Raw genomic sequence first — 22,175 nt, 5'->3', positions numbered from 1 at the left:
CCCGGCCGGCCCGGCGCGGCCCGGCCCGCCCCGGCCCGCGCCGCGCCGGCCTCAGACCGCGAGAGTACATCTGGTGGACGAGGGGTAGGCGGGTTCCCTGGCTTTCGTCCGCCAGGTGTACTCTCGCGGATCGGAGACGTCGGAGGCGAGCGGCGGGGCGAGCGACGGCGGCGGCGGCGGGCGGCGAGCGGGGGCGGGTCAGTGACCGGGTGCCTCCACCACGGGGGTGCCGTGGGTGTGGAAGGTCTCGATCGTCTTCATGCCCCAGGCCTGGCCCTTGCGGCGCTCGGCCTCGGACCATTCGACGACGGGCTGATCGGGGTCGAGCAGCAGGCGGGCGCCGGCCTGGGCGAACTCGATGCGGTTGCCGCCCGGCTCCCAGACGTACAGGAAGAACGTCTGGTTGATGGCGTGCTTGTGCGGGCCCGACTCGATGTGGATGCCGTTCTCGAGGAAGATGTCGGCCGCCTTCAGGATGTCTTCGCGGGTGTCGGGCGCGAACGCGATGTGGTGCAGGCGGTTGCCATGCTTGGTCCAGTCGTCGGAGTACACCACGTCGTAGGACTTCAGCGAGAAGTGGAACCACCACGCCGCGAAGCGGCCGTTGTCGAGCCGGATGCGCTCCGACTCGCGCATGCCGAGCGCATCGCGCAGGAACTCGCCGTTCGCCTCGACGTCCTTCGCGAGGTAGTTGATGTGGTCCAGGCGGCGGGCGTTCACCCCGCGGCCGGGGAAGCGTGAGGCCTGGTTCTTGAGCGCCGGCTTGTCGTCCGTGGCGACGTAGCGCTCGGCCTCGTAGAAGATCGCCATCGCGTGGCCGTCGGGGTCGGTGAACCCGTACGTCGGCCCGCAGCCCAGGTCGCCCTCGGTCCAGCCGGTGCCGTGCCCGGTCGCCTCGATGGCGGCGACGCGACGCTCGAGCGCCTGCGGCGACGACGCGCGGAACGAGGTGCGGCCCACGCCCGCGGCATCCGACGCGGTGAGCTTGATCGTGTACAGCTGGTACTCGTCCCAGGTGCGCAGGTAGATCGAGTCGCCGTCCTCGGCGACGACGCGCATCGCGAGGAGCTCCTCGAAGAACCACCGGCTCTCCGCCGGCTTCGGGGTGAGCAGTTCGACGTGGGCGAGGTGGGCGACGTCGAACGACGTGTCGGCGGTCATGGGGCGTCCTCTCTGACGTGTTCGGGTGTCTCTCGTGCGGTCACCGGCGCGGCCGGGGGAAGACCGTGCCGTCGAAGAGCTTGCGGGCGGTGCGGAGCGAGAACGAGGTCGCGCGCCACGTGCCGTCGGCGTCGCGGGTGACGTTCACGCGCGACGGGAACGTGCCGCTGGGGTGCTCGACGACGGTCTCGTCGCCGGTCAGCGGGCCGGCCATGTCGTGCCCGACGGTGCCGGGGATCCTGAGCGCCGCGGCGACGGATGCCGCCATCAGCACGCCGATCGCCGTGTGCACGCGGGCGGGGATGAAGGCGCGGGTCGAGATCGCGCCGCCGTCGCGGGGCGGCGAGAGCAGGATCATCTTCGGCACCGTCTGAGCGGCGACGTCGCCCAGCCCCATGAGCGGGCCGGCGCCGAGCCGCACGCGCTCGATACGGCCGGCGAGCTCGTCGTCGGCCTCGAGCGCGGCGGGCGGCTCCGAGCCGTCGACGCCGAACTCCTCGGCGCGCAGCAGCACCACCGGCATTCCGTTGTCGATCAGGGTGACGGTGTGGCCGTCGACCTCGTCGGAGGGGTGGCCGGTCGGAAGGAGCGGCTTGTCGGCTCCGCCGCCGACTTCGAGCTCGATCGCGGATGCCGTGCCCGGAACGCCGTCGATCACCGCGTCGCCGTCGTAGTCGGGGCGCCCATCGACGGTCGGGAACTCCGCGGTCGCGATGTCGCCGGTGTTGAGCAGCCGGATGCGGACCGTGGTGCGCTCCCCGGTCGCGGGCAGGAGGCCGCGCTCGACCGCGAACGGCCCGATGCCGGCGAGCAGGTTGCCGCAGGTCTGCGCGTCGCCCACGGTCGCGGCGTCGACTCCGATCTGCAGGAACAGGTAGTCGACGTCGATGTCCGGCGCCGCGGACCGCGACACGACCGCGACCTTGCTCGTGAGCGGGTGCGCGCCGCCGATGCCGTCGATCTGGCGCGGGTCGGGCGACCCCATGATCCGCAGGAGCAGGTCGTCGCGCACGGCGGGGTCGCTCGGCAGGTCCGCGGCGAGGAAATACGCCCCCTTCGAGGTGCCGCCGCGCATGAGCATGCATCGGATGCCGTTGCGCACCGCCGCCGCGACCGACGGCTCGGCCGCGCCCGACGGTTTGCTCGCGATCGGCGGTTCGCTCGCGACCGACGGCCCCGCCGCGATCGGCGGTTCGCTCGAGATCGGCGGTTCGCTCGCGACCGGCTGCTCAGCCGCGTTCACGGTTCTGCGCCTCCCAGTCCGCCTGCGTGAGGTACTCGACGCCGAGCTCGGCCAGGAGCGGCCGCAGCCCCTTGCGGTCGAGGCTCAGCTGGCCGCCGCCGTACGCCGCCCGGTCGGCCTCCTCCTTCGCCAGGCGCGCGTCCGCCGCGGCGAGTGCCGCGTCCGCTCCGCGCCGCGGCACCCGCAGCACGCCGTCGTCGTCGGCGACGATGACGTCGCCGGGGGCGACCGTGACCGCGCCGAGGGTGATCGGCACGTTGACCGAGCCGGGCGTCGCCTTGACCGTGCCCTGCGCGAAGACGGCCGCCGACCACACCGGGAAGCCCATGGCCCTCAGCTCCGCGACGTCGCGCACCCCGGTCGTCGTGACGAGCCCGCGCACTCCTCGGGCGTGCAGGGCGGTGGCGAACAGCTCGCCGAACGCCCCGTCGATCGACGGCGACGTCGTCGTCACCACCAGCACGTCGCCGGCGCGGCACTGCTCGACCGCCGCGTGGATCATGAGGTTGTCACCGGGGTGGCACAGCACCGTGACGGCCGTGCCCGCGATCCGGACGCCGTCCTGGATGGGACGGATGCCTGCACCGACGAGGCCGGTCCGGCCCATGGCCTCATGCACGGTCGCGACGCCGTGCACGCCGAGTGCGTCGGCGGTCGCGGCATCCGCCCGGTCGATGTCGGTGACGACCACCGGACCGCTCATGACAGGGTCCGTCCGCTCATGACAGTGCCTGGGTGACCTGCGGGAAGTGCCGCATGTAGGCCTCGCCCATCGTGTCGTGGGGAAGGCCCAGGTTCGGTCCGGCGTTGCGCTTGAGCTGCACGCCGCGGCGGATCGCGAGGTCGGTGTAGTACGACCACATGTGCTTCTGGGCGGGCAGGCACTCCATCGCGGCGCGCTTGCGCGGGAACGCCTCCGTGATGTCGAGCAGGACGTTCGGGGTGAAGTCGCACTGCTCGGGCTGGTGCGGCTCGAAGAAGAAGACGGGCGGGGCGCCGATGATGTCGTCCTTCGAGGGGTAGGTTCCGTCGGAGTTCGCCACGCCGATCGCCTGCGCCAGCACTCGGGCTTCGAGCGCCATGCGCGCAGCCGCGGGGTGGTCGCCGTTGTACGGGTCGCGGAGGGTGTGCGTGAGCACCACCGTGGGCTGCACCCGCCGGTACAGGTCGACCAGGCGCGCGACGGCCTCGCGCGACTCGACGAGCGGGTAATCGCCCAGGTCGAGGAATTCGATCTCGGCTCCGAGAGCGGATGCCGCGGCCTCGGCCTCGTCGCGGCGGATGCCCTTGATCTCATCCAACGACTTGCCGTCGAGCCATTGGCTGGCCGACTCGCCGCGCTCGCCGTACGACAGGCAGGCGACCACCGCGCGCTCGCCGCGGAGGGCCGCGGCGGCGATCGCGCCGCCCGCCCGCCAGACGAAGTCGCCGGCGTGGGCGCTGACGACGAGGAGCGTGTCGGCAGTGTCTGTCATGGGGCCAGCGAATCACACCCATGGCGAAATGGTCAACAAATTGTCTACAATCGTGGCGACCAAATACCTCTGGACGTAGGTATAGCGGACACGTAGCATCGCGCTCAGGTCACCCCGGAAACACTGGACGAGGAAGTCGAGGAACTCATGGCGAGCAATCTGCAGGAGCTCATGAACGAACGGGGGAGTGTGGTCGAGATGCTGCGCAACTCGCGGCTCGGCACCTACATCTACCCCGTCGTGCCCGCGGAGTTCACGAACTGGCGCCGCGAGCAGAAGGCGTGGCGCGAGACGGCCGTGCTCTACGACCAGACGCACCACATGGTCAACTTCTTCATGACCGGGCCCGACGCGCTGAAGCTGCTGTCGGACACCGGCATCAACTCGTTCGCGAACTTCCCGGTGAACACCGCCAAGCAGTTCGTACCGACGTCGTCGACCGGCGGGGTGATCGGCGACGGCATCCTGTTCCATCTCGCCGAGGATGAGTACGTGTACGTCGGCCGCGCGCCCGGCGCCAACTGGCTGCAGTTCCACGCCGAGACCGGCGGCTACGACGTCGAGACCCGCTACGACGACCGCTCGCCGTCGCGCCCGTACGGCGAGGCGGTGACACGGGAGTTCTATCGCTTCCAGATCCAGGGCCCGAATGCGTGGCCGATCATCGAGAAGCTCGCTGGCCGCGAGGTCGAGCAGGTGCGGTTCTTCCACATGGGGGAGATCGAGGTCGCCGGTCAGCCCGTGCGGACGCTCCGCCACGGCATGGCCGGCGCACCGGGCCTCGAGATCTGGGGTCCGTACACCGAGCACGGCCGCATCCGTGACGCCGTGCTCGAAGCGGGACGCGAGTTCGGGATCGAGCCGTGCGGCTCGCGCGCGTACTCGTCGAACACCCTCGAGTCGGGGTGGATCCCGTCGCCGCTTCCCGCGATCTACACCGGCGGAGACATCGAGCGGCGCTACCGCGAGTGGCTGCCGGCGAGCAGCTACGAGGCGATCAACGCCCTCGCCGGATCGTTCGTGTCGGACGACATCGAGGACTACTACCTCAACCCGTGGGACCTCGGCTACGGCTCGTTCGTGAAGTTCGACCACGACTTCATCGGCCGCGAGGCCCTGGAGCAGGTCGATCCCGAGGCGCAGCGCAAGAAGGTCACGCTCGCGTGGAACGACGAGGACCTCGGCCGCATCCTCACCAGCGTGCTCGATCGCGAAGGCCCCGGGTACCAGTTCTTCGACCTGCCGAACGCGAACTACGGCTCGTCGAACTACGACGCCGTGATCGACGCGGACGGCAGCCACGTCGGGCTGTCGCTCTTCACCGGCGTCACCGCCAACGAGAGGCGCGGCCTGTCGCTGGCGACGGTCGACCGCGACGTCCCGATCGGAGCGGAGGTGCGCGTGGTGTGGGGCGAGCCCGACGGCGGCTCCCGCAAGACCACCGTCGAGCCGCACGAGCAGATCGCGGTGCGCGCCGTCGTCAGCCCGGTGCCGTACGCCGAGACGGTGCGGCAGGAGTATCACGGCGGCTGGCGCACCGCCGGGGTGGCCTGATGCTCGCGCTCGAGGGGTCGGCCGCTCCCTGAGCTCGTCACCGGTCACCGAGCTCTTCGAAGGGCGCTTCGGCGGGCTCGGCGACCGGGAGGCCCACTGACCGGGAGGCTCACCGGGCTCGGCGACCGGCGGCCCCGGCAGCCATCCCCCGACCCGAAGGAGGTTCGACGTGGCACGCGGCTCGGACGGCGAGTCCGTCCTGCACAAGCATCTGCGGGTGCTGCAGGCGTTCGACGTGCTGCGCCCGTTCCTCACGCTGACCGAGATCGTGGAGACGACCGGCCTCGCGGTGTCGACCACCCACCGCCTCGTCGCCGAGCTCGAGCGGGAGGGCCTGCTCGAACGGATGCCGGACCGCTCGTACCGGCTCGGCATCCGGCTGTGGGAGTTCGCGTCGCGGACCCCCGGCGCGCTGGGTCTCCGGGAGCTCGCCCGGCCGTGGCTCGAGGCGGTGCATTCGCGCGTGCGCCAGCACACGCAGCTCGGGGTGCTGAGCGGACGGGACGTGCTCTTCATCGAGCGCCTCTCGACCCGGGAGGCGGTCGTCAACGCCACGGTGATCGGCGGCCGCGTGCCGCTGCCGGTCAGCTCGAGCGGCCTGGTGCTGCTCGCCCACTCCGAGCCGGGCGTCGTGGCGGACGTCATCGCGGCCGGCTGGCCGGCGTACACGTCGGCGACCATCCGCACCGGCGAGGAGCTGCGGGCGCGGCTGCGCCGGGTGCGGGCGGACGGGTTCGCCGTCACGGACGGGCACATCCATCGCGAATCCCGCGGCATCGCAGTGCCGGTCCTCGACGCGCACGGCCTGGTGCATGCATCGCTCGGCGTCGTCGTGCCGAACGACGGCACCTCGCCGCAGGCGGCGGTCGAGCTTCTCACCGTGGCGGCGGCGGGCATCTCGCGTGCGCTCGAGGCGGCGGGCGGCGCGGGCGGGCACGGCATGCGCACGCTCGCCAACACCTCACGGAAATCGCTGGACTATTTCTCGTCGCTCGACGCCCGCACCCTGCCGTCCGCGTCCGCCGGCTGACCCGCCGTGGGCGTGGGCCGCGGTGCTGCTTCGGGGTGGAGGTGACGGCGTGTCGTGTCACCTGAGCGCCGCGCGGGCGACGCGGCACGCGAGGACCCGGGCATCGGCGGATGCCCGGGTCCTCGCGCGTCACGACGAGACGCGTCGCGAGGTCAGCCCGTCACGCAGGTGTACGAGCCGGCGTCGTCGATCGATCCGGAGCCCGAGTACTCGGGCCAGGCCGGGTACTCGCACATCGGGCGGGTGCGATCGGCGCCCGCGTTGCCGTCGCTCGCGACGAGGCCGGACGGCGCGACGCCCTGCTCGACCCAGGCGACGATGGCGTCGAGGCCGTCGTACTGCGCCAGGAACCGGCCCTGGCCGTGGCCCCAGCCGGGCACCATGTAGAACTTCGCGAACCTGTCGAGGCGCTTGCCGAACTCGTCCTGCAGCGACTCCCAGTACTGCACGGTGTTGTGCGGCGTGATGAAGTCGTCGATGGTGCCGTGGGTCAGGATGAGTTTGCCCCCGTGCGCGCGGAACTGATTGAGCGAGACGTCCGTCACGTCCATGATCTCGCCCACCTCCTGCACCCGCTCGGCGTAGTCGAGGGGATCGACCGTGTAGGGGTCGAAGCCGGGAGGATCACCCGCGACGCCGTACCGCATCGTGGCCTCGAACACCGCGAACTGCAGCCCCTGCGCCTGCGCGCTGGAACCGAAGCCGGCGAAGCCCTGGTACAGGGCGCCTTCGAGGAGCGCGCTCTTCGCGAAGATCGAGTTGCCTTCGATGTCGATGCCCAGGTCGTAGTCGGTGCTGATCTTGACGGCGGCCGCGATCTCGACGTTCGAGAGGCACGTGTCGACGGTGGCGGCATCCACTCCCGCAGGGCAGGCGAGGGACTGGATGTCGAACGCCGCGTCGCAGCCGGGGACATCGCTGATGATCCCGTCCACGGCGCCGTCCAGCCCGTCGCACGTCGCGTACACGGCGCTCGTGATCGTCGCCGTCTCGGCGGAGTTGAGGTGCCCGGCGCCGCCCTCGAGCTGCAGCGCGTCGCGGAAGTTGACCGCGCCCACATGCATCATCGTGACGTTGTAGGCAGGATAGTTCGCGATGACGCCGTCGTAGTCCTTGGGGTAGCGCGCCGCCGCATCCAGGGCCTCGTGCCCGCCCTGAGAGCCGCCGATGAAGTACGACCACTCGGCCTCCATGCCGTAGGCCGCCTCGATGACGACCGCGGCCGCATCGTGCGCCTTCTTGACCGACCACTGCCCGTAGTTGAGGAACAGCTCCTCGTCGAGCTGGAAGGTGCCGTCGAACCCGGGCGCTCCCTGGTGCCCGCCGTCGGAGCCGAGGGTGACCCAGCCCTGCGACAGGGCGGTCGGGGTACCCGCCGGCTGAGCGGTGTAGGCCCCGGTCGCGGTGACCAGGGATCCGTCGAACCCGCCGCCGCCGAACTGCAGCGTGCGCTCGTTCCAGATGGCCGGGAGGTTGACCCGGAACTGCATGTCCTGCGGTGCCGAGACCGCACGGATCCAGCCGGTGACCGCGCAGTAACTGCCGGCGGCATCCCACACCGCCGTCTCGACGTCGGCCCCGCTCGTCGGCAGCCCGATGTCTTTCGCGGAGATCGTGAGGCCGGCCAGCGACGTGCACTCGGACGCCGTGAGAGTGGGCGAGCCGGCGTGGGGACCGCCGGGTGCTGCCGTGGCCGACGAGATGCCGGCCGTGAGGACGAGGGCTGCGGCGATGCCCAGCGACACCGCTGACAGCCGCCTGAACGTGGATTTCATCGACGCTCCTTCGCGTTGTGAACCGCAGTCGCCGTGGGGTCGGCGCCGTGCGTGTGCGGCGAGGATCGCATCCCCTCACACCGGCGGCAACGGCACTTCCGTCCAATGCGCTTCGCCGTTGTGCCGGGCAGAGGATGCGGGTATGTTGCCGGGCTTCAGTCGTGATCGCGCTCGGCGACGAGCCGCTCGAACCACGCCAGTGTCGCGCGCGTCATGTCGGCGGGCTGCCCTGACGACTCGAGTGCCGCCAGGGCGGCGCGCACCTCATGCTCCCGGCGCACGGCGTGCAGGGTCGAGCCGTCGACGAGCCGGTCGACGAGCGCGTCGCCGTCGGGACCCAGCTCGTCCGCCATCTGCCCGCGCAGCCATTCCTCGGCACCGGCGGCGCGCGCGGCACCGAGTCCCTCGAGCACCAGCGCCGCCAGTCCCTTCATGAACACGCTCCGCAGCAGCCGGAGGCGCGCGGCCTCCCCCGCGTCGCCGTCGATGACCTCGACGGGCACCTCGAACGGGCCCACGCGGTCGGCGAACGTACGTGCTCCGGGACCGCTCGCGAGGAGCGGCGTCCGGTGCCCGGCGCGCACCACGGGCGCGAGCACCGCGACATCGGCCATCGCGAGCCCCCGGTCCGCGGCGAGGCGGGCGATGCGCTGTTTGAGGTCGGGAGCGGCGGTGTTGAGATCGGCGTAGACGGCCCCCGCGGCGATGTGCGGCAGCGCCTCGCGGGCGACGGATGCCGCAGCATGCCCGGTGACGAGGCTCAGCGCCACGTCGGCCCCGAAGACGGCGTCGGCCAGTGTGGCGAACTGCGGCACGTCGGGGTCGCCGAGGTCGTGGGCGGGATCGAACGCGCGGACGTCCGCCCCGGCATGGGCCAGGCCGCGGGCGTAACGACGGCCGGCCTCGCCGAGGCCGAGGATCGCGATCGTCGTCATGGCCGCCACCCTAGAGCACTGGCGCAGGGCCGAGGCCGGCACCGGTGGCGGGGTCGGAGCTGCCGGAAGGGGCCGGAGCGCCGGCGTCGTGCGGGTCGGTGTCGAGGCTCTCGAGGTACTCGAGCGAGCGGCGCGACCCGCTCACGAGCGAGCGGATGCCGTGGGTGCGCTCGTCGACGTCGGGCCGGTAGGCGAGCGCGAGCTCGCGCGCGATGCCGGCGGCGGCGCGGCGCAGCAGCTCGGCGTAGCCGTGGGTCGAGGCGCCGTCGTTGGGCACCACGACGCCGATCGCGGCGTAGACGCTGCCGCCCGGTCCCGTCACGGGCACCGCGATGCCGCGGGACTCGGGGTGGATCGCGCCCTCCGTCACCGCATACCCGTCCTCGCGGACGCGTCGCAGCTGCGCGCGCAGCTCAGCGCCGCTGCGGATCGTGTTCGCCGTATACGGCCGCAGCCCGCGCGCGATGACGTCGTTGACGAGGGCGTTGTCGGCATACGCCAGCAGCACGAGGCCGCTGGACGACGCGTGCAGCGGGATGCGGCCGCCGATGAGCGTCGCGTTCACGACGGCCTCGCGGGTCGACATCCGATCGATGAACAGCACGTCGCGTCCGCTGAGCACGCCCAGCTGCGCGTGCTGACGAACCCGTTCGTGCACGGCGCCCAGCCACGGCCGCGCGATCTCGCGGAGGCCGACCGCGCCCGGCGTGCGGCTGGCGAACTCCCACAGTCGCACGCCGAGGCGGTACGTGCGATCGGGCAGCCGCTCGAGCAGTCCCTCGCGCTCGAGCTCGGCGATCAGCCGGTGCGCGCTCGAACGGGGCACGCCGGCGGCATCGGCGATCTCGCTGAGCGTGAGGAACGGATGCCACGCGTCGAAGCTCTCGAGCACGCGCAGGTGCCGGTGCAGGACCGACTCACCCGCAGATCCTCGTGCCACGGCATCCTCCTCGATGACGCCGCCATGCTAACCCGGACGGGCGCCACTGTTCCGTTGAGCGGAACCGGAGTACCGGTCTCCGTTCCGGTCGCTGAGCGTGTCGAAGCGCCCTTCGACGCGCTCAGGGACCCGTGGGCGGCCCAGGCCCCGGTCGCTCAGGCGTTCGCGCGATAGACCGTCCGGGCGTAGTCGTGGTACGGCGCGGGGGCGACGGTCGCACGGATGCGCACCTGGCGGTGGTCGGCGTCGACCGAGTCCTTGCGCGAGATCGGATCCTCGCCCCAGACGACCTCGACCTCGTCGCCGTCGCGGAGTCCCACGTCCAGGGTGGCCAGCGACATGTAGAGCTGGTCGTACGCCACGTAGCCGGCATCCGTCGAGATCCCCACGCGCTCGCCGTCCTTCAGGATCTCGTCCATCTGGTACAGCCCGTAGCGGGCCTTGGGGAAGTCCAGGTACTTCGCGGGCGTGCCCGGTTCGACCTGCGAACGGACGACCGCCGCGACGTCGTCGGCGTTCCAGATCAGCGTGACCTTGCGGCGTCGCTGGTTCTCGGCGTGCTTCTCGAGCGCCTCGCGTCCGTGGAAGTCATGGTCGAAGCGCACCGAGCGCCCGAGGCCGATGTCGAACGGCGTCATGTAGAAGTCGTGCACGTCGGTCGAGTACAGCGAGCCGGCGACCGAGCCGATGCGCGCGGCGGGGAGCCAGGCGCGGTACTCCGCGAAGTCGTCGTCGAAGACGGCGGGGAAGGGCGTCGGCACCCAGCCCGACTCCAGCGGCGACGACGAGTACGCCTTCGCGCCGACGCGCCGGATATCGTGCTCCGCTCCGGCCGACATGAGCGCCTCGAGCACGATCTCGTTGTCCTCCCAGGGGCCGTAGAACTCGAACCCCGGCTGTCCGGCCATGCCGTGGCGGAGCGCCTTGACCGGTCGCCCGGCGATGGTCACGTCCCCGATGTGGAAGAACTTGATCTCGGGCGCCGGTCCGCCGAACACCTTCTCCATAACGAGGTCGGCGTGGGGGCCCTGCAGCTCGTAGCGGTAGAAGGTCGGCGGTCCCTGCCGCATGTGCGAGTTCGCTTCGAGGCGGTAGCGGACGTCCTTGCCGGCGGACTGCGCCTTCTCGACGTTGAACCGCACCCAGTCGATGAGGATGTGGTGCCCGATGAGCACCAGCCCCTCGGGGCCCTCGGAGTTGTAGAACAGGATGCCGTCGCCGATGAGGTAGCCGTCCTCGTTCACCGAGATGAGCTGCTTGGCGACGCCGGGACGGAACGTCGCGAACGTGTTGGGTGAGATCGAGCTCAGGAGCGGGATGAGGTCGGCTCCGTCGAGGAACAGCTGCGTCATGTGGTGCGACTGGTCCATGAGCGCGACGGACGTGTTCCACGCCCGCTGCTCGTCGCGCCAGTTCGTGAACTCCGGTGCGACAGGGAATGTGAATGCCGGCCAGTTCTGGTTGCGCAGCAGTTCCACCGCGCTGCCTGCGCGATCGATCGCCTGGGCGAGTGTCTCGGTCATCGTCGACCCTCCTTCGTTGTTGCGGAAGCTGCGGTCAGCGTAGGAGCTCCTCCCGGTGGCTTGTCCCGGGGTGTTCCGTTGAGCGGAAACGGATGCCGCATCCCCCGGTTCGGCGGGCCAGCATCGAATCGCACCATCACGGTTGCGAAACTTCACACCAAAATCGTTGACAATCTTTCCGGGGATCCGTAGTTTTCCCAGCAGGGGGAGGACTCGAGTCCCCCTGATGACCACACGCGACGACGCGAAAGGTGGGGCCATGGGCGCTCGGCTCGCAGTCCGCGACGTCAGCCTTCACTTCGGCGGCGTCAGGGTGCTCGAGGACGTGAGCTTCACCGTGGAGTCGGGCCAGATCTTCGGCCTGGTCGGGCCCAACGGCGCCGGCAAGACGTCTCTCTTCAACTGCGTGAGCGGTCACTACCGGCCGAGCGCCGGCTCCATCACGATCGACGACGTCGAGGTTGTCGGGTCGTCCCCGGCCACGCTCGCGCGGCAGGGGCTCGCGCGCACGTTCCAGCATCCCGCGCTCCAGCTGCGCGAGACCGTGCTCGAGAACGTGCTCCTCGGCGCCCATACGCGCCTTCCCGGGGGTCCGGTGGAGTGGTCCCTGCGGCTGCCGCGCACGGTGCGCGCCGAGAAGGCGCTGCGGCAGGAGGCGCTCGACCTCCTGGACCGCAACGGCCTCGGGTGGGCCGCCAAGATGCGGGCCGACGAGCTGTCGCACGGACTGCACAAGGGCATCGAACTCTGCCGCGCGCTGCTCACCCACCCCGGCCTCCTCCTCCTCGACGAACCGGCGGCAGGGCTCCCGCACGCCGAGGTGGAGCAGCTCATCGAGACGGTGCGGCGGGTGCGCGATGAGGACATCACGGTGGTGATCGTCGAGCACAACATGGGGCTCATCTCGGCGCTCACCGACCGCGTCGTGGTGCTCGATCACGGCCGCAAGCTGATGGAGGGCTCGGCCGCGGAGGCGCAGGCCGACCCCCGCGTCATCGAGGCCTACATCGGGAAGGACGCGGTCGATGACGCTGCTTGAACTGGCCGACGTGCGCGCCTTCTACGGCCGCATCCAGGTGCTCGAGGGCGTCTCGCTGACGGTCCCTGACGGGGGCGCGGTCGGCATCCTCGGCGCGAACGGCGCCGGAAAGACCACGACGCTGCGCGCGATCTCGGGCACCGTGCGCTCGACGGGCACGATCCGCTTCGACGGCAAGGACCTGCGGGGACTGCGTCCCGACCAGGTCGCCGCACTCGGGATCGCGCACGTGCCGGAGGGACGCGGCACGCTCGGCGATCTGACGGTGCGGGAGAACCTCAGGGTCGGCGCCTACAAGCGCAAGGACCGCAAAGGCATCGCCTCGGACATGGACTACTGCCTGGACCTGTTCCCGCAGCTGCAGGACCGGATCCGCTCCAACGGCTCAGCGCTCTCGGGCGGCGAGCAGCAGATGCTCGCGATCGCCCGCGCCATCATGTCGAAGCCGCGGCTGCTGCTGCTGGACGAGGCATCACTCGGTCTCGCTCCCGGCACCGCGAAGAGCGTGTACCAGGCGATCGGCCGGCTGCGCAGCGAATCGGGCATCGCGATGCTCGTGGTCGAGCAGAACGCCAACCTCGCCTTCACTCTCGTCGACAGCGCCACGGTGCTCGAGACCGGGCGGAACGCCCTCACCGGCTCGTCGGCGGAGCTCAAGGGCATGGACGAGATCCGCCGCGCGTACCTGGGAGGCTGACGTGGGCACGTTCATCCAGCTCGTCATCGACGGCCTCTCCACCGGCTCGATCTACGCCGCCCTCGCGCTCGCGATCGTGCTGGTGAACCAGGCGACCGGGCTCATCAACTTCGCGCAGGGCGGCATGGCGGTGCTGTCCGCCTACATCGCGTGGACGCTGAACGGTCTCGGCATCCCGCTCCTGCTCGCGATCCTCGCAGCCGTCGTCATCTCGTTCTTCCTCGGAGCCGTCATCGAGCGGTACCTCATCCGGCGCTTCGAGCGCGGCGACCCCGACACCGCCGTCGTCGTGACGATCGGCCTGCTCACCTTGATCACGGGGTTCTGCGCCTGGATCTGGACGTACAACAACCGGCTGTTCCCTTCGCTGTTCCCGCTGGAGACCATCCAGATCGCGGGGGCGGTGATCAGCGTCCGCTCGCTCGGCACCTTCATCGTGATCGTCGCATGCATGCTGCTGCTGCAGGCGCTGTTCCTGGGCACCAAGCTCGGTCTCGCGTTGCGCGCAGTCGCGATCAATCCCGCGTCCGCCGCATTCGCCGGCGTGAACGTCGGCCGCAACCTCATGATCGGCTGGGGGCTGGCCGCCGTGCTCGGCGCGGTCGCCGGCGTGCTGGTGGCGCCGCAGCTGACCCTGACGCCCGGGATGATGGACTCCGCCCTCGTCTATGCGCTCGCCGCGTGCATCCTCGGCGGCCTGTCGAGCCCCATCGGGGTCGTGGTGGCCGCGTGGCTCATCGGCGTGCTCGAGAACCTCGCCGCCGTCTACGTGCCGTTCATCGGTCACGATCTGAAGATCGCGGTGCCCTTCATCCTCATCTTCGTCGTGCTCTTCCTGCGGCCACAGGGCCTGTTCGGGCGGAAAGCGGTGGTGCGCGTCTGATGGCTGCGAACACGGACCTCTCCAACCGGTCGCCCCTCCTCGAGCGCCCCTGGCTGCGCTGGGCCGTCATCGGCCTCGTCATCGTGCTGATGATCGTGCTGCCGCTGATGCTCCCGGAGTTCGCGAACCAGACGATCGCGCGCATCGGCGTCTTCGCCGTCGCCGTCCTGGGCCTCAACGTCGTGATGGGCTACACCGGCCAGGTCTCGCTCGGCCAGATCTTCTTCGTCGGCGTCGGGGCCTACGTCACGGCGTTCGGGGTCAATGCCGACTGGAACATCCTGCTCGTCTTCGTGCTCGCGTGTCTCGTACCCGCGGTGATCGGCCTGGTCATCGCCCTCGCCGCCGCGCGTCTCGGCGGACTCGCCATCGCCATGGTCACGATCGCTCTGCCGATCATCGGCGTGCCCCTCGCCAAGCGCCTATCGGACTTCACGGGCGGCTCGCAGGGCACCTCCGCCCGCTTCTCGGGCGCACCGGAGTGGACCGGCCTGTACGACGACCAGTGGCAGCTGTACATCGTCTTCCTCATCGGCGGCATCACCTTCATGCTCACGCGCAACCTCGTGCGGGGCAAGTACGGCAGGGCCTTCGCGATAGTGAAGGGAAACGAAGCGGTCGCCGGGTCGCTGGGCGTGTCGCCGTACCGCTTCAAGGTGCTCGCGTTCACGATCGCATCACTCATCGGCGGCGTGAGTGGCTTCCTCTACATGGTCGTCATCCAGTACACCTCGCCCGAGACGCTGCACTTCGGCCACTCCATCGAGCTCCTCGCGTCGATGGTGATCGGCGGCGCCGGCAGCATCCTCGGCTCCCTCCTCGGGGGCGTCTGGTACGTGCTGCTGCCGCAGGTCACCAACCTCATCGACCCGAACATCACCGCCATGCTGCAGGGCGCCATCCTCCTGGTCGTGCTGTTCATCCTGCCCGGCGGGCTGGTCTCGCTTCCGAGCCTGTGGCGGCGACGCGGGCGCGACGCCGGCTCCGGTCGCCCGAGTGGACCCGTCGGCGGTGCCATGCAGGCGGATGCTGCGGGATCCGTCGCCGGAATCTCCACCGTCGGCGACGCACTGGGCGCCCCTTCGACGCAATCACCACCACCACCTACGACGCAATCACCACCACCATCTACGACGCAGTCGTAACACACAGAGAGGCATGACCCATGAGCACGAATCGCAGAAGGATGCGCGTCGCCTCGGTCGTCGCGGGGATCGGCATCGTCGCCGTCCTCGCTGCCGGCTGCGCACGCGGCGGCGGCTCGCCGAACAGCACCGACGACGGCGGCGGCGCCGAGGCGAGCCCGGGTATCACCGACGACTCGATCACCCTCGGCATCACCACCCCGCTGTCGGGACCGACCGCCGGCCCGGGCACCTGCACGGTGGCCGGCATCACCGCGTACTTCGGCGCCAGGAACGCCGAGGGCGGCGTGGAGTTCGGCGACGGCAACACCCGCACCGTCGAGATCGAGGCGCTGGACGACGAGTACGACCCGCAGAAGGCGAAGGCCAACTACGACCAGCTCAAGAGCAGCGTCTTCGCGATGACCGCCGGCCTCGGCACGCCCACCAACCGGGCGTGGCTCGACGCGGCGATTGCTGACGAGGTGCCGCAGGTGCTGATCATGACGGGCGATCCGATCTTCAGCAACCAAGAGGAGAGCCCCTGGCAGCTCGGCTTCGTGCCGATCTACCAGAACGAGGGCGAGGCGTTCGGCGAACTGCTGGCCGGATCGGCCGAAGACCATAAGGTCGCGATCCTGTCGCAGAACGACGACTACGGCGAGGGCTACGTCGAGGGCTTCAAGACCGCCATCGAGGGCGCCGACAACATCGAGGTCGTCAAGGAGTTGACCTACGAGGCCACCGACACCTCGGTCGACGCGCAGCTGACCGAGCTGGCCGGCTCGGGCGCCGACGTGTTCTTCAACGCCATGTCGATCACCCCGCTGGTGATCTCGTCGCTGCAGAAGTCGCAGGAGCTCGGCTGGCTGCCGTCCTGGTTCCTGCCGTCGAACACGTCGAGCCCGACGGCCATCCTCGAGCCGGGCGGCGCCGCGGCGTTCCCCGGCGTCTACACCGTGGCGTTCGCGCAGTCGGCGGCGGCGCCCACGTTCGCCGAGAGCGAGGACGGCGCAGCCTTCCTCGAAGGGCTGAAGGAGTACGCGAACTACCCCGACACTCCGGCGTTCCCGCACTGCGTCTGGTCGTACCAGATCGGGGCGACGCTCGAGGAGGTGTTCGGCAACATGACCGAGCCGACGCGCGACAACTTCATGGAGGCGCTGCGCGACGTCTCGGGCTTCACGGCGCCGCTCATGCTGGAGGGCTCCACTGTCGACACGACCCAGGACGGCCAGCCCGCGGTCTCGACCGTCCAGGTGCAGAAGTACAACGGCAAGGGCTACGCCCCCGCCGAGAGCTGGGACGAGTGAGCTAGCTCGCTCGACGCGTGAGCGCGCGGATGGGGCGGCCGGAGGCATCCGGTCGCCCCTTTCTCGTTCGTTCGTTCGTCGCGTCGCCCGGCGTTGCCGAGAACAGGTGTTCTGGCGAAGGCAGGGCGTTTGCCGGCGGATCGTCCTGTGCTCGCCAGATCACCTGTTCTGGGCGACGGATGCGGCGGCTCGCGACGCGGCTCACTCCATGCCGTGCAGGACCTCGACGATGCCCGAGAGATGGGCGCGGGTCGCGGCCTCGGCGGCGTCGGGGTCCTTGGCGAGAATCGCGTCGATGATCGCGATGTGCTCGGGAGCCGAGGTCGCGGCGCGGCCGGGGTGGAACGCGAGGCGGAACTGGTGGCGCGCCGACTGGGCGCGCAGGCGCTCGAGCAGCTGCGTGGCGGTGCCGTGACGGCTGAGGTCGCGGATGCGGCGGTCGAGTTCCTGGTTGAGGCGCGAGTACGCCATGAGGTCGCCCGACGCGATCGCCGCTTCGATGTCGGAGCGCAGCGCGCGCAGGCGCTCGGCGTCGGCGGGCGTGAGGTTCTCCGCGGCTTTGCGCGCGCAGAGGGTCTCGAGCCCGATGCGCACCTCCACGATCTCGATCGCCTCGTCGACGGTGATGGCGCGCACGCGTGCGCCGCGGTTGGGCAGGCGCTCGACGAGTCCCTCGCCGGCGAGGTTGAGGAGGGCGGTGCGCACCGAGGCACGCGATGCGCCGTACCGCTCGCTCAGGTCGGCTTCGATGAGGCGCTGATGCGGTGCGAACTGGGCGTCGAGGATCGCCTCGCGGATCACCTGGGTGAGGTCGGGCCGCTCCATCGTCTCGTCGTCGCTGCGCACTGCGGCATCCGTCATCTCGCCCATCCCTTTCGGCGCCCTCGTCCGTGCACTGACACTATCTCTCGACGATGGTCCCATCGGGAAGCATTCCATACGAAATCTGCGCGAAAATCGTCGACAATCTTGATTCACGCGCATGCGGGAGGCACGCTGGGAGCAGGTGTCGACGGCGCACCCCGCGCCGACCCGCCGACAACCCGAACAACAACGTGCTTCGGCGAGAGCCGGAGCGAGAAGAAGGCGCACCGCCCCGGCGAGAGCCGGAGCAAGGAAGCACAGGCCCCGGCGAGAGCCGGAGCCGGACAACACATGCCCCGGCGAGAGCCGGAGCCGGACAACACAGAGAGGTGGCGTTCCATGGGCGAGACCGCGATGGGGACATCGGTTCGGACGGGACTGTACATCGGCGGTGAGGAGCGGTTCACCGACGACGTGCTCACGATCCCCGACCCCGGCAGGCCCGGGGCGGTCGTCGGCGAGGCTGCGGCGGCATCCGTCTCCGATGTGAAGGATGCCGTGGCCGCGGCGAAGGCGGCCTTCCCGGCGTGGGCGGCGCTCACGGCGCAGGAGCGTGCCGCGAAGATGGCGGAGGCGATCGCCGGGATCGCGGACGATCGCGACGAGGACGCCGCGATCCTGTCGCAGGAGAACGGCAAGATCCGGATGGAGGCGTGGATCGACGCCCTCGTGTTCGAGATCCGCTGGAACCTCGCCCTGATGCTGGCCGACGAGGTCGACGCCTCCAAGACCCTGCCGCCGATTCCCGGGGCGATCCCGGTCTCGACCGAAGTGAGGTATCAGCCGCTCGGTGTCGTGACCGTGATCGTGCCGTTCAACTGGCCCATCGCGATCCTCGGCGCCGCGCTGCCGCACGCGCTGCTGGCCGGCAACACCGCGATCGTGAAGCCGCCGCCCTCGGCGCCGCTGGCGACCACGCGGGTCGTGCAGCGGGTCGCCGAGAAGCTGCCGCCGGGCGTGCTGAACGTCGTCACGGGACGCGACCACGACATGGCCGACCTCATCCAGAACCCCGACGTCGCCAAGGTCTGCTTCACCGGCAGCGTGAACGGGGGCAAGCGGATCATGGAGATGGCTTCCAAGACGCTGACCCGCGTAACGCTCGAGCTGGGCGGCAACGACGCGGCGGTCTTCCTCGATGACGCGATCCTCGACGACGCGCACCTCGACCGCCTCTACGCCGCGATCTACGACACCACCGGACAGATCTGCATGAACGCCAAGCGCGTCTTCGTGCACCGTTCGCGCCTCGACGAGCTGGTCTCGGGACTCGCCGCGCGGCTCGAGAAGGCCAAGCTCGGCCACGGCCTCGACGAGGGCACCACGATGGGTCCCCTGCATCAGCCGGCGCAGAAAGCCTTCGTCGACGAGATCATCCAGGAGGCGAAGGATGCCGGAGCCGACGTGCGCGAGTACGGAGAGCTGCCCGGCGGCGACCTGGCCGGAGGCAACTGGGTCCGCCCGGCGATCGTCGTCGACCCGGAGCTCGACCTGCGCGTGGTCACCCAGGAGCAGTTCGGCCCCGTCATTCCGGTGATCCCGTTCGACGACGAGGACGAGGCGGTGCGCCTCGCCAACGACACGTGGGGCGGGCTCTGCGGATCCGTATGGACGGGTTCGCCGGAGGCAGCGCAGCGCGTCGGCTCGCAACTCGAGTGCGGCTACGTGTGGGTGAACGACCACGGCGCGACGCGTCTCGACCTGCGGGCGCCGTTCGGCGGCATGAAGCAGTCGGGCTTCGGCCGCGAGCAGGGGATCGAGGGCGTCCGCGCCTTCCAGGACACCCGCTCGATCGCCACGCTCGACCCGGAGGCGCTCGCGTCGATGGCTCACTGACCGGTGGGCACGCTCAGGGACCGGGGTCGGCCAAGGACCGAGGGTGTGGCCACTCGGTGGGCTCGGCGCGGATGATGCGGCACCGAGGAGGAATCTCGCGCTGGAATCCGCCCGCTAGGTCTGCCTACGCGGGCGAAATCCACGCGCGGGCTATACGTTCACGTGGGCGCTCTGGAGTCGCAGGGGAGTCGTAGCGTCGTCGGCCGGCTCTATGGGCTGCCGTCCTCCGCACGGCCGAGAACCATGCTCCCGAGTTGTGGATCACATCCTGATCACTGGAATGTCCGGCGTCGGAAAGTCATCGGTCCTGAGTGAACTCTCGCGTCGCGGCCATCGAACGGTCGACACGGACTACGGCCAATGGGTGCGCGCAGACGGCGCGTGGACGAACCACGAATGACTGCCCTGCGCTCCGCCGCCTCCCCCATCATCGTCTCGGGGAGGGTAGAGAATCAGGGGCGCTTCTACGACCGCTTCCGTGCCTTGATTCTCCTCAGCGCACCGGTCGACGTCCTGCTACACCGCCCCTCGGTGCGTACGAACGATCCCTACGGAAAGTCAGAACGCGATCAGGCCGAGGTACGCCGATATGTGCGGGACGTCGAGCCCCTGCTGCGTCGCGGCGCGACCCTGGATCTCGATGCGCGCCGACTCACCAGCGAACTCGCCGATGAGATCGAGAAGCTGGCAATACCGCCCGGCTCCAGTAGCGCACGATGGGCGACCCTCTTCCGCGTCATCTCGGCAGTCGACGCACGCTTAGGCTTGCCGGATGCCCGAGGAGTTTCACGTCGTCACCCATCGCGCACTGACCGGCTCACAGCGTGCCGCTCTGCAGAGGTTGTTCGACAGCGAGTACCTCGCGGAGTACGGCGCGTGGGATCCGGATCGGCCCTACGGCTACTCGCCCGCCAGTGTGCACACCCTCGCCTTCGTGGACTCTGAGTTGGTTGCCCACGTTGGGTTTCAGGTCCGGACGATCAGCGTCGGCGAAGCGGAAGTCACCGTAGCCGGCACAGGGGGCGTCTTGGTAGACGAGGTCGCTCGGGGCAGAGGGCTTGGTCGGCGTCTCATGCTGTGCGCGCAACAGGAGATGCGCAAGAACGCGCGCATCGAATTCGGTTACCTCGGCTGCCGAGAGGAAGTCGTCCCGTTCTATGAGCGCGCAGGCTGGCTGCGAATCCGCGCCATCGAGCGCCATACGTCGATGCAGGATCCGCAGGCAACGGTGGTGTCGTCTGACGGTCCGCTCCTGATCTTCCCCACTCGGAGGGTCGACTGGCCAGTTGGCGACATCGACCTACGCGGCACGCCCTGGTGAGTTGGGGCCGACCGGCATTCCTCGTCGCCCGAAACGAGCGCGTTGAGCGACGGCCAAGCGGGCCGCTGTGCGGAGCGGCAGTCTGGGCTCACACTGTGTCGCTTGACCCCGACCGGGCCGAAGGCCGCGGCCGCCGTCGGTCCAATCCCGGGCAGCCACGGCGTCACTATGCTCGAGAGGTGACCGAAGCGACGCACCGATCCCGCGCACGCCGTCTGCGGATCGGGGGCGCCCTCCTGCTGGCGCAGGGGGTATTGATGGAGGCGACGGTCTTCGTCGGAGTGGTTGTGTTGCTGGTCCTCCGAGTGCCGCAAGCGACGATCTCAGACCGCATCGACATCTTCGCGCTTGCGTACCTGAATGAGAATCTCTACATGATGATGGCGATGAGCGGCATCTTCGCAGCACTGCGTATCATTGGCGCGATCGGCGTCCTGCGCAATCGCCTCTGGGCTCTGGTGCTAACCCTCATCAACTGCACCGCCACCCTCCTGCTAATGGTCTTCATGCTTCCCGCGGGTCTGGTCGACGGGCTGCTGACTGGCACCGCACTCGTGCTCATCCTCAGTGCGTGGATCCCACCGAACCGCACAATCATCGGTTCCGGCTCCGACGCAACCGCTTTCATGACCGCCGACAAACCGGCGCGCACCTTCGCCCCGGCTGAATAGCGGATGCGCCCGCGCAGAACGACCGCTCGAGGACGGTTTGCGGCGACTCTCGCCATCGATCTGACCGTGCGGGCTGTGAAAGGTGGCGATGACGCAGAGCGTGCGGAGCATGTCCGCTCGCTTATTCGATGCCTTCCAGACATCGATCAGGAGATCGTCCGACTCGTCTACTGGGACGGTTTCACGCAGGAGCAGGTCGCCACGATCATCGGTAAGTCGGCCACTGCCGTCCGCGCTCGGCTCTCGCGCGCGCGAGGAGTGCTCCGAGACCGGTTGGCGGAGGGCGGAGATGTCGAATGAGGCACACCAACCGTCATCGGCGGATCTCCTATCGGTATACACACCGGAGTCAGCGATGAATGTTCACCGCGAAATGGACCCCGCAGTCCTCCACCTGCCCGGCCCACAGAAGCAGGATGAGTCCGGCCACGCGCACCGACAGGCCGACGCGTTCCCACTCCAGACGGTTGCGGACGAGCGGGATCCGCTGAGTCTGAGTCAGGATGGGGACCGACTTCGCATCACGACGCGACGCATTGATGCGGCGGGCTGAGCTGGCCCGGTCGTGGATGAGCCAGCGCACGTAGTTGCGGATGTGTTTTCGGGTGCAGGGGCCGTCTGCGAGGTAGTCGTCGACGTGGGCCTGCGTCATCTCGGCCGGGTCGGCGCCACGTGTGTCGGAGAGCAAGATAAGCCGCTTCGCGGCCTCGGTGATCTCTTTGCTTGGAGGCGTGTGTCACGGTTTCGAGGTTCGCGGCGGGATCTGTTGCGCGTTTGCGGATCCGCCCACG

The 22,175-nt window shown here is 69.7% G+C and carries 21 protein-coding genes; 11 read left to right on the top strand and 10 right to left on the bottom strand.

Features of this window, described 5'->3' with window-relative positions:
* Positions 1 to 198 precede the first annotated feature (198 nt).
* From Q9R08_RS15845 to Q9R08_RS15830, 4 genes are read right to left on the bottom strand one after another with little or no spacing between them, the layout of a single operon-like run.
* The gene (locus Q9R08_RS15845; RefSeq protein ID WP_308869091.1) at positions 199 to 1,161 is read right to left on the bottom strand and encodes a VOC family protein; all 963 of its coding nucleotides are present in this window, start codon (positions 1,159 to 1,161) and stop codon (positions 199 to 201) included.
* Positions 1,162 to 1,201: 40 nt separating this feature from the next.
* On the bottom strand, positions 1,202 to 2,404 hold the full coding sequence (locus Q9R08_RS15840) for a 4-oxalomesaconate tautomerase (RefSeq protein ID WP_308869090.1): 1,203 nt from the start codon (positions 2,402 to 2,404) through the stop codon (positions 1,202 to 1,204).
* Positions 2,391 to 3,107, bottom strand: coding sequence for a 4-carboxy-4-hydroxy-2-oxoadipate aldolase/oxaloacetate decarboxylase (locus tag Q9R08_RS15835; protein WP_308869089.1), 717 nt, complete (start codon positions 3,105 to 3,107; stop codon positions 2,391 to 2,393). The genes Q9R08_RS15840 and Q9R08_RS15835 overlap by 14 nt, the downstream gene beginning before the upstream one ends.
* 16 nt (positions 3,108 to 3,123) lie before the next feature.
* Complete coding sequence (locus tag Q9R08_RS15830) at positions 3,124 to 3,879, bottom strand: PIG-L deacetylase family protein (RefSeq protein ID WP_308869088.1); 756 nt, start codon at positions 3,877 to 3,879, stop codon at positions 3,124 to 3,126.
* Positions 3,880 to 4,026: 147 nt separating this feature from the next.
* Here Q9R08_RS15830 and ligM point away from each other — a divergent pair, with 147 nt between their 5' ends.
* The gene (gene ligM, locus Q9R08_RS15825) at positions 4,027 to 5,433 is read left to right on the top strand and encodes a vanillate/3-O-methylgallate O-demethylase (RefSeq protein ID WP_308869086.1); all 1,407 of its coding nucleotides are present in this window, start codon (positions 4,027 to 4,029) and stop codon (positions 5,431 to 5,433) included.
* Positions 5,434 to 5,602: 169 nt separating this feature from the next.
* Positions 5,603 to 6,463 carry an IclR family transcriptional regulator gene (locus tag Q9R08_RS15820; RefSeq protein WP_308869085.1) on the top strand — a complete coding sequence of 287 codons (861 nt, stop codon included), beginning with the start codon at positions 5,603 to 5,605 and terminating at the stop codon, positions 6,461 to 6,463.
* 152 nt (positions 6,464 to 6,615) lie between these two features.
* Here the strand turns inward: Q9R08_RS15820 and Q9R08_RS15815 are convergent, their stop codons facing one another.
* From Q9R08_RS15815 to Q9R08_RS15800, 4 genes are all read right to left on the bottom strand, one after another.
* On the bottom strand, positions 6,616 to 8,238 hold the full coding sequence (locus Q9R08_RS15815; protein WP_308869084.1) for a tannase/feruloyl esterase family alpha/beta hydrolase: 1,623 nt from the start codon (positions 8,236 to 8,238) through the stop codon (positions 6,616 to 6,618).
* 155 nt (positions 8,239 to 8,393) lie between these two features.
* A complete protein-coding gene (locus Q9R08_RS15810) occupies positions 8,394 to 9,173 on the bottom strand; it encodes an NAD(P)-dependent oxidoreductase (protein WP_308869083.1) in 780 nt (259 codons plus the stop codon).
* A 10-nt stretch (positions 9,174 to 9,183) separates the two neighbouring features.
* Positions 9,184 to 10,113 carry an IclR family transcriptional regulator gene (locus Q9R08_RS15805; protein WP_308869082.1) on the bottom strand — a complete coding sequence of 310 codons (930 nt, stop codon included), beginning with the start codon at positions 10,111 to 10,113 and terminating at the stop codon, positions 9,184 to 9,186.
* 155 nt (positions 10,114 to 10,268) lie between these two features.
* Positions 10,269 to 11,636 (bottom strand): aminomethyl transferase family protein, encoded by a 1,368-nt coding sequence (locus tag Q9R08_RS15800; RefSeq protein WP_308869081.1) that lies wholly within the window; start codon positions 11,634 to 11,636, stop codon positions 10,269 to 10,271.
* A gap of 226 nt (positions 11,637 to 11,862) precedes the next feature.
* On the opposite strand from Q9R08_RS15800, the gene Q9R08_RS15795 reads away from it, so the two are divergent.
* From Q9R08_RS15795 to Q9R08_RS15775, 5 genes are read left to right on the top strand one after another with little or no spacing between them, the layout of a single operon-like run.
* Entirely contained in the window at positions 11,863 to 12,675 is an 813-nt protein-coding gene (locus Q9R08_RS15795) for an ABC transporter ATP-binding protein (RefSeq protein WP_308869080.1), read from the top strand.
* The gene (locus Q9R08_RS15790) at positions 12,662 to 13,372 is read left to right on the top strand and encodes an ABC transporter ATP-binding protein (RefSeq protein WP_163615928.1); all 711 of its coding nucleotides are present in this window, start codon (positions 12,662 to 12,664) and stop codon (positions 13,370 to 13,372) included. Before Q9R08_RS15795 ends, Q9R08_RS15790 begins: the two co-directional genes overlap by 14 nt.
* A 1-nt stretch (position 13,373) precedes the next feature.
* Positions 13,374 to 14,255, top strand: coding sequence for a branched-chain amino acid ABC transporter permease (locus Q9R08_RS15785; RefSeq protein ID WP_308869079.1), 882 nt, complete (start codon positions 13,374 to 13,376; stop codon positions 14,253 to 14,255).
* Entirely contained in the window at positions 14,255 to 15,400 is a 1,146-nt protein-coding gene (locus Q9R08_RS15780; RefSeq protein ID WP_308869078.1) for a branched-chain amino acid ABC transporter permease, read from the top strand. The genes Q9R08_RS15785 and Q9R08_RS15780 overlap by 1 nt, the downstream gene beginning before the upstream one ends.
* Before the next feature lie 20 nt (positions 15,401 to 15,420).
* Positions 15,421 to 16,692, top strand: a complete 1,272-nt coding sequence (locus Q9R08_RS15775) for an ABC transporter substrate-binding protein (RefSeq protein ID WP_308869076.1) — start codon at positions 15,421 to 15,423, stop codon at positions 16,690 to 16,692.
* A gap of 201 nt (positions 16,693 to 16,893) precedes the next feature.
* Here Q9R08_RS15775 and Q9R08_RS15770 read toward each other — a convergent pair whose 3' ends face one another.
* A complete protein-coding gene (locus Q9R08_RS15770) occupies positions 16,894 to 17,553 on the bottom strand; it encodes a GntR family transcriptional regulator (protein WP_308869075.1) in 660 nt (219 codons plus the stop codon).
* 342 nt (positions 17,554 to 17,895) lie between these two features.
* Between Q9R08_RS15770 and Q9R08_RS15765 the strand changes: the two genes are divergently transcribed.
* The 4 genes from Q9R08_RS15765 to Q9R08_RS20855 all read left to right on the top strand — a co-directional run bounded on the left by Q9R08_RS15765 (position 17,896) and on the right by Q9R08_RS20855 (position 21,684).
* Positions 17,896 to 19,392, top strand: a complete 1,497-nt coding sequence (locus Q9R08_RS15765) for an aldehyde dehydrogenase family protein (protein ID WP_308869074.1) — start codon at positions 17,896 to 17,898, stop codon at positions 19,390 to 19,392.
* 772 nt (positions 19,393 to 20,164) lie between these two features.
* A complete protein-coding gene (locus Q9R08_RS15760) occupies positions 20,165 to 20,713 on the top strand; it encodes a GNAT family N-acetyltransferase (protein ID WP_308869073.1) in 549 nt (182 codons plus the stop codon).
* A gap of 179 nt (positions 20,714 to 20,892) precedes the next feature.
* Positions 20,893 to 21,384, top strand: coding sequence for a hypothetical protein (locus Q9R08_RS15755; RefSeq protein WP_308869072.1), 492 nt, complete (start codon positions 20,893 to 20,895; stop codon positions 21,382 to 21,384).
* A 3-nt stretch (positions 21,385 to 21,387) separates the two neighbouring features.
* A complete protein-coding gene (locus tag Q9R08_RS20855; RefSeq protein WP_418001357.1) occupies positions 21,388 to 21,684 on the top strand; it encodes an RNA polymerase sigma factor in 297 nt (98 codons plus the stop codon).
* Positions 21,685 to 21,733: 49 nt separating this feature from the next.
* Here the strand turns inward: Q9R08_RS20855 and Q9R08_RS15750 are convergent, their stop codons facing one another.
* Positions 21,734 to 22,036 (bottom strand): hypothetical protein, encoded by a 303-nt coding sequence (locus Q9R08_RS15750; RefSeq protein WP_308869071.1) that lies wholly within the window; start codon positions 22,034 to 22,036, stop codon positions 21,734 to 21,736.
* Between the last annotated feature and the right edge of the window lie 139 nt (positions 22,037 to 22,175).

The organism is Microbacterium psychrotolerans (genome assembly GCF_031085295.1).
GTDB classification, from domain to species: Bacteria; Actinomycetota; Actinomycetes; order Actinomycetales; family Microbacteriaceae; genus Microbacterium; species Microbacterium psychrotolerans.
The sequence above is the reverse complement of the archived record's forward strand: the minus strand, read 5'-3'. Positions and strand labels throughout refer to the sequence as shown.

Excerpts from the sequence above, each read along its gene's own strand:
- Q9R08_RS15750 (WP_308869071.1), bottom strand. The coding sequence starts at position 22,036 with ATGACGCAGGCCCACGTCGACGACTACCTCGCAGACGGCCCCTGCACC.
- Q9R08_RS15845 (WP_308869091.1), bottom strand. The coding sequence starts at position 1,161 with ATGACCGCCGACACGTCGTTCGACGTCGCCCACCTCGCCCACGTCGAA.
- Q9R08_RS15770 (WP_308869075.1), bottom strand. The coding sequence starts at position 17,553 with ATGACGGATGCCGCAGTGCGCAGCGACGACGAGACGATGGAGCGGCCC.
- Q9R08_RS20855 (WP_418001357.1), top strand. The coding sequence starts at position 21,388 with ATGCGCCCGCGCAGAACGACCGCTCGAGGACGGTTTGCGGCGACTCTC.
- Q9R08_RS15830 (WP_308869088.1), bottom strand. The coding sequence starts at position 3,879 with ATGACAGACACTGCCGACACGCTCCTCGTCGTCAGCGCCCACGCCGGC.
- Q9R08_RS15775 (WP_308869076.1), top strand. The coding sequence starts at position 15,421 with ATGAGCACGAATCGCAGAAGGATGCGCGTCGCCTCGGTCGTCGCGGGG.
- Q9R08_RS15835 (WP_308869089.1), bottom strand. The coding sequence starts at position 3,107 with ATGAGCGGTCCGGTGGTCGTCACCGACATCGACCGGGCGGATGCCGCG.
- Q9R08_RS15765 (WP_308869074.1), top strand. The coding sequence starts at position 17,896 with ATGGGCGAGACCGCGATGGGGACATCGGTTCGGACGGGACTGTACATC.
- Q9R08_RS15815 (WP_308869084.1), bottom strand. The coding sequence starts at position 8,238 with ATGAAATCCACGTTCAGGCGGCTGTCAGCGGTGTCGCTGGGCATCGCC.
- Q9R08_RS15780 (WP_308869078.1), top strand. The coding sequence starts at position 14,255 with ATGGCTGCGAACACGGACCTCTCCAACCGGTCGCCCCTCCTCGAGCGC.
- Q9R08_RS15760 (WP_308869073.1), top strand. The coding sequence starts at position 20,165 with ATGCCCGAGGAGTTTCACGTCGTCACCCATCGCGCACTGACCGGCTCA.
- Q9R08_RS15790 (WP_163615928.1), top strand. The coding sequence starts at position 12,662 with ATGACGCTGCTTGAACTGGCCGACGTGCGCGCCTTCTACGGCCGCATC.
- Q9R08_RS15800 (WP_308869081.1), bottom strand. The coding sequence starts at position 11,636 with ATGACCGAGACACTCGCCCAGGCGATCGATCGCGCAGGCAGCGCGGTG.
- Q9R08_RS15795 (WP_308869080.1), top strand. The coding sequence starts at position 11,863 with ATGACCACACGCGACGACGCGAAAGGTGGGGCCATGGGCGCTCGGCTC.
- Q9R08_RS15810 (WP_308869083.1), bottom strand. The coding sequence starts at position 9,173 with ATGACGACGATCGCGATCCTCGGCCTCGGCGAGGCCGGCCGTCGTTAC.
- ligM (WP_308869086.1), top strand. The coding sequence starts at position 4,027 with ATGGCGAGCAATCTGCAGGAGCTCATGAACGAACGGGGGAGTGTGGTC.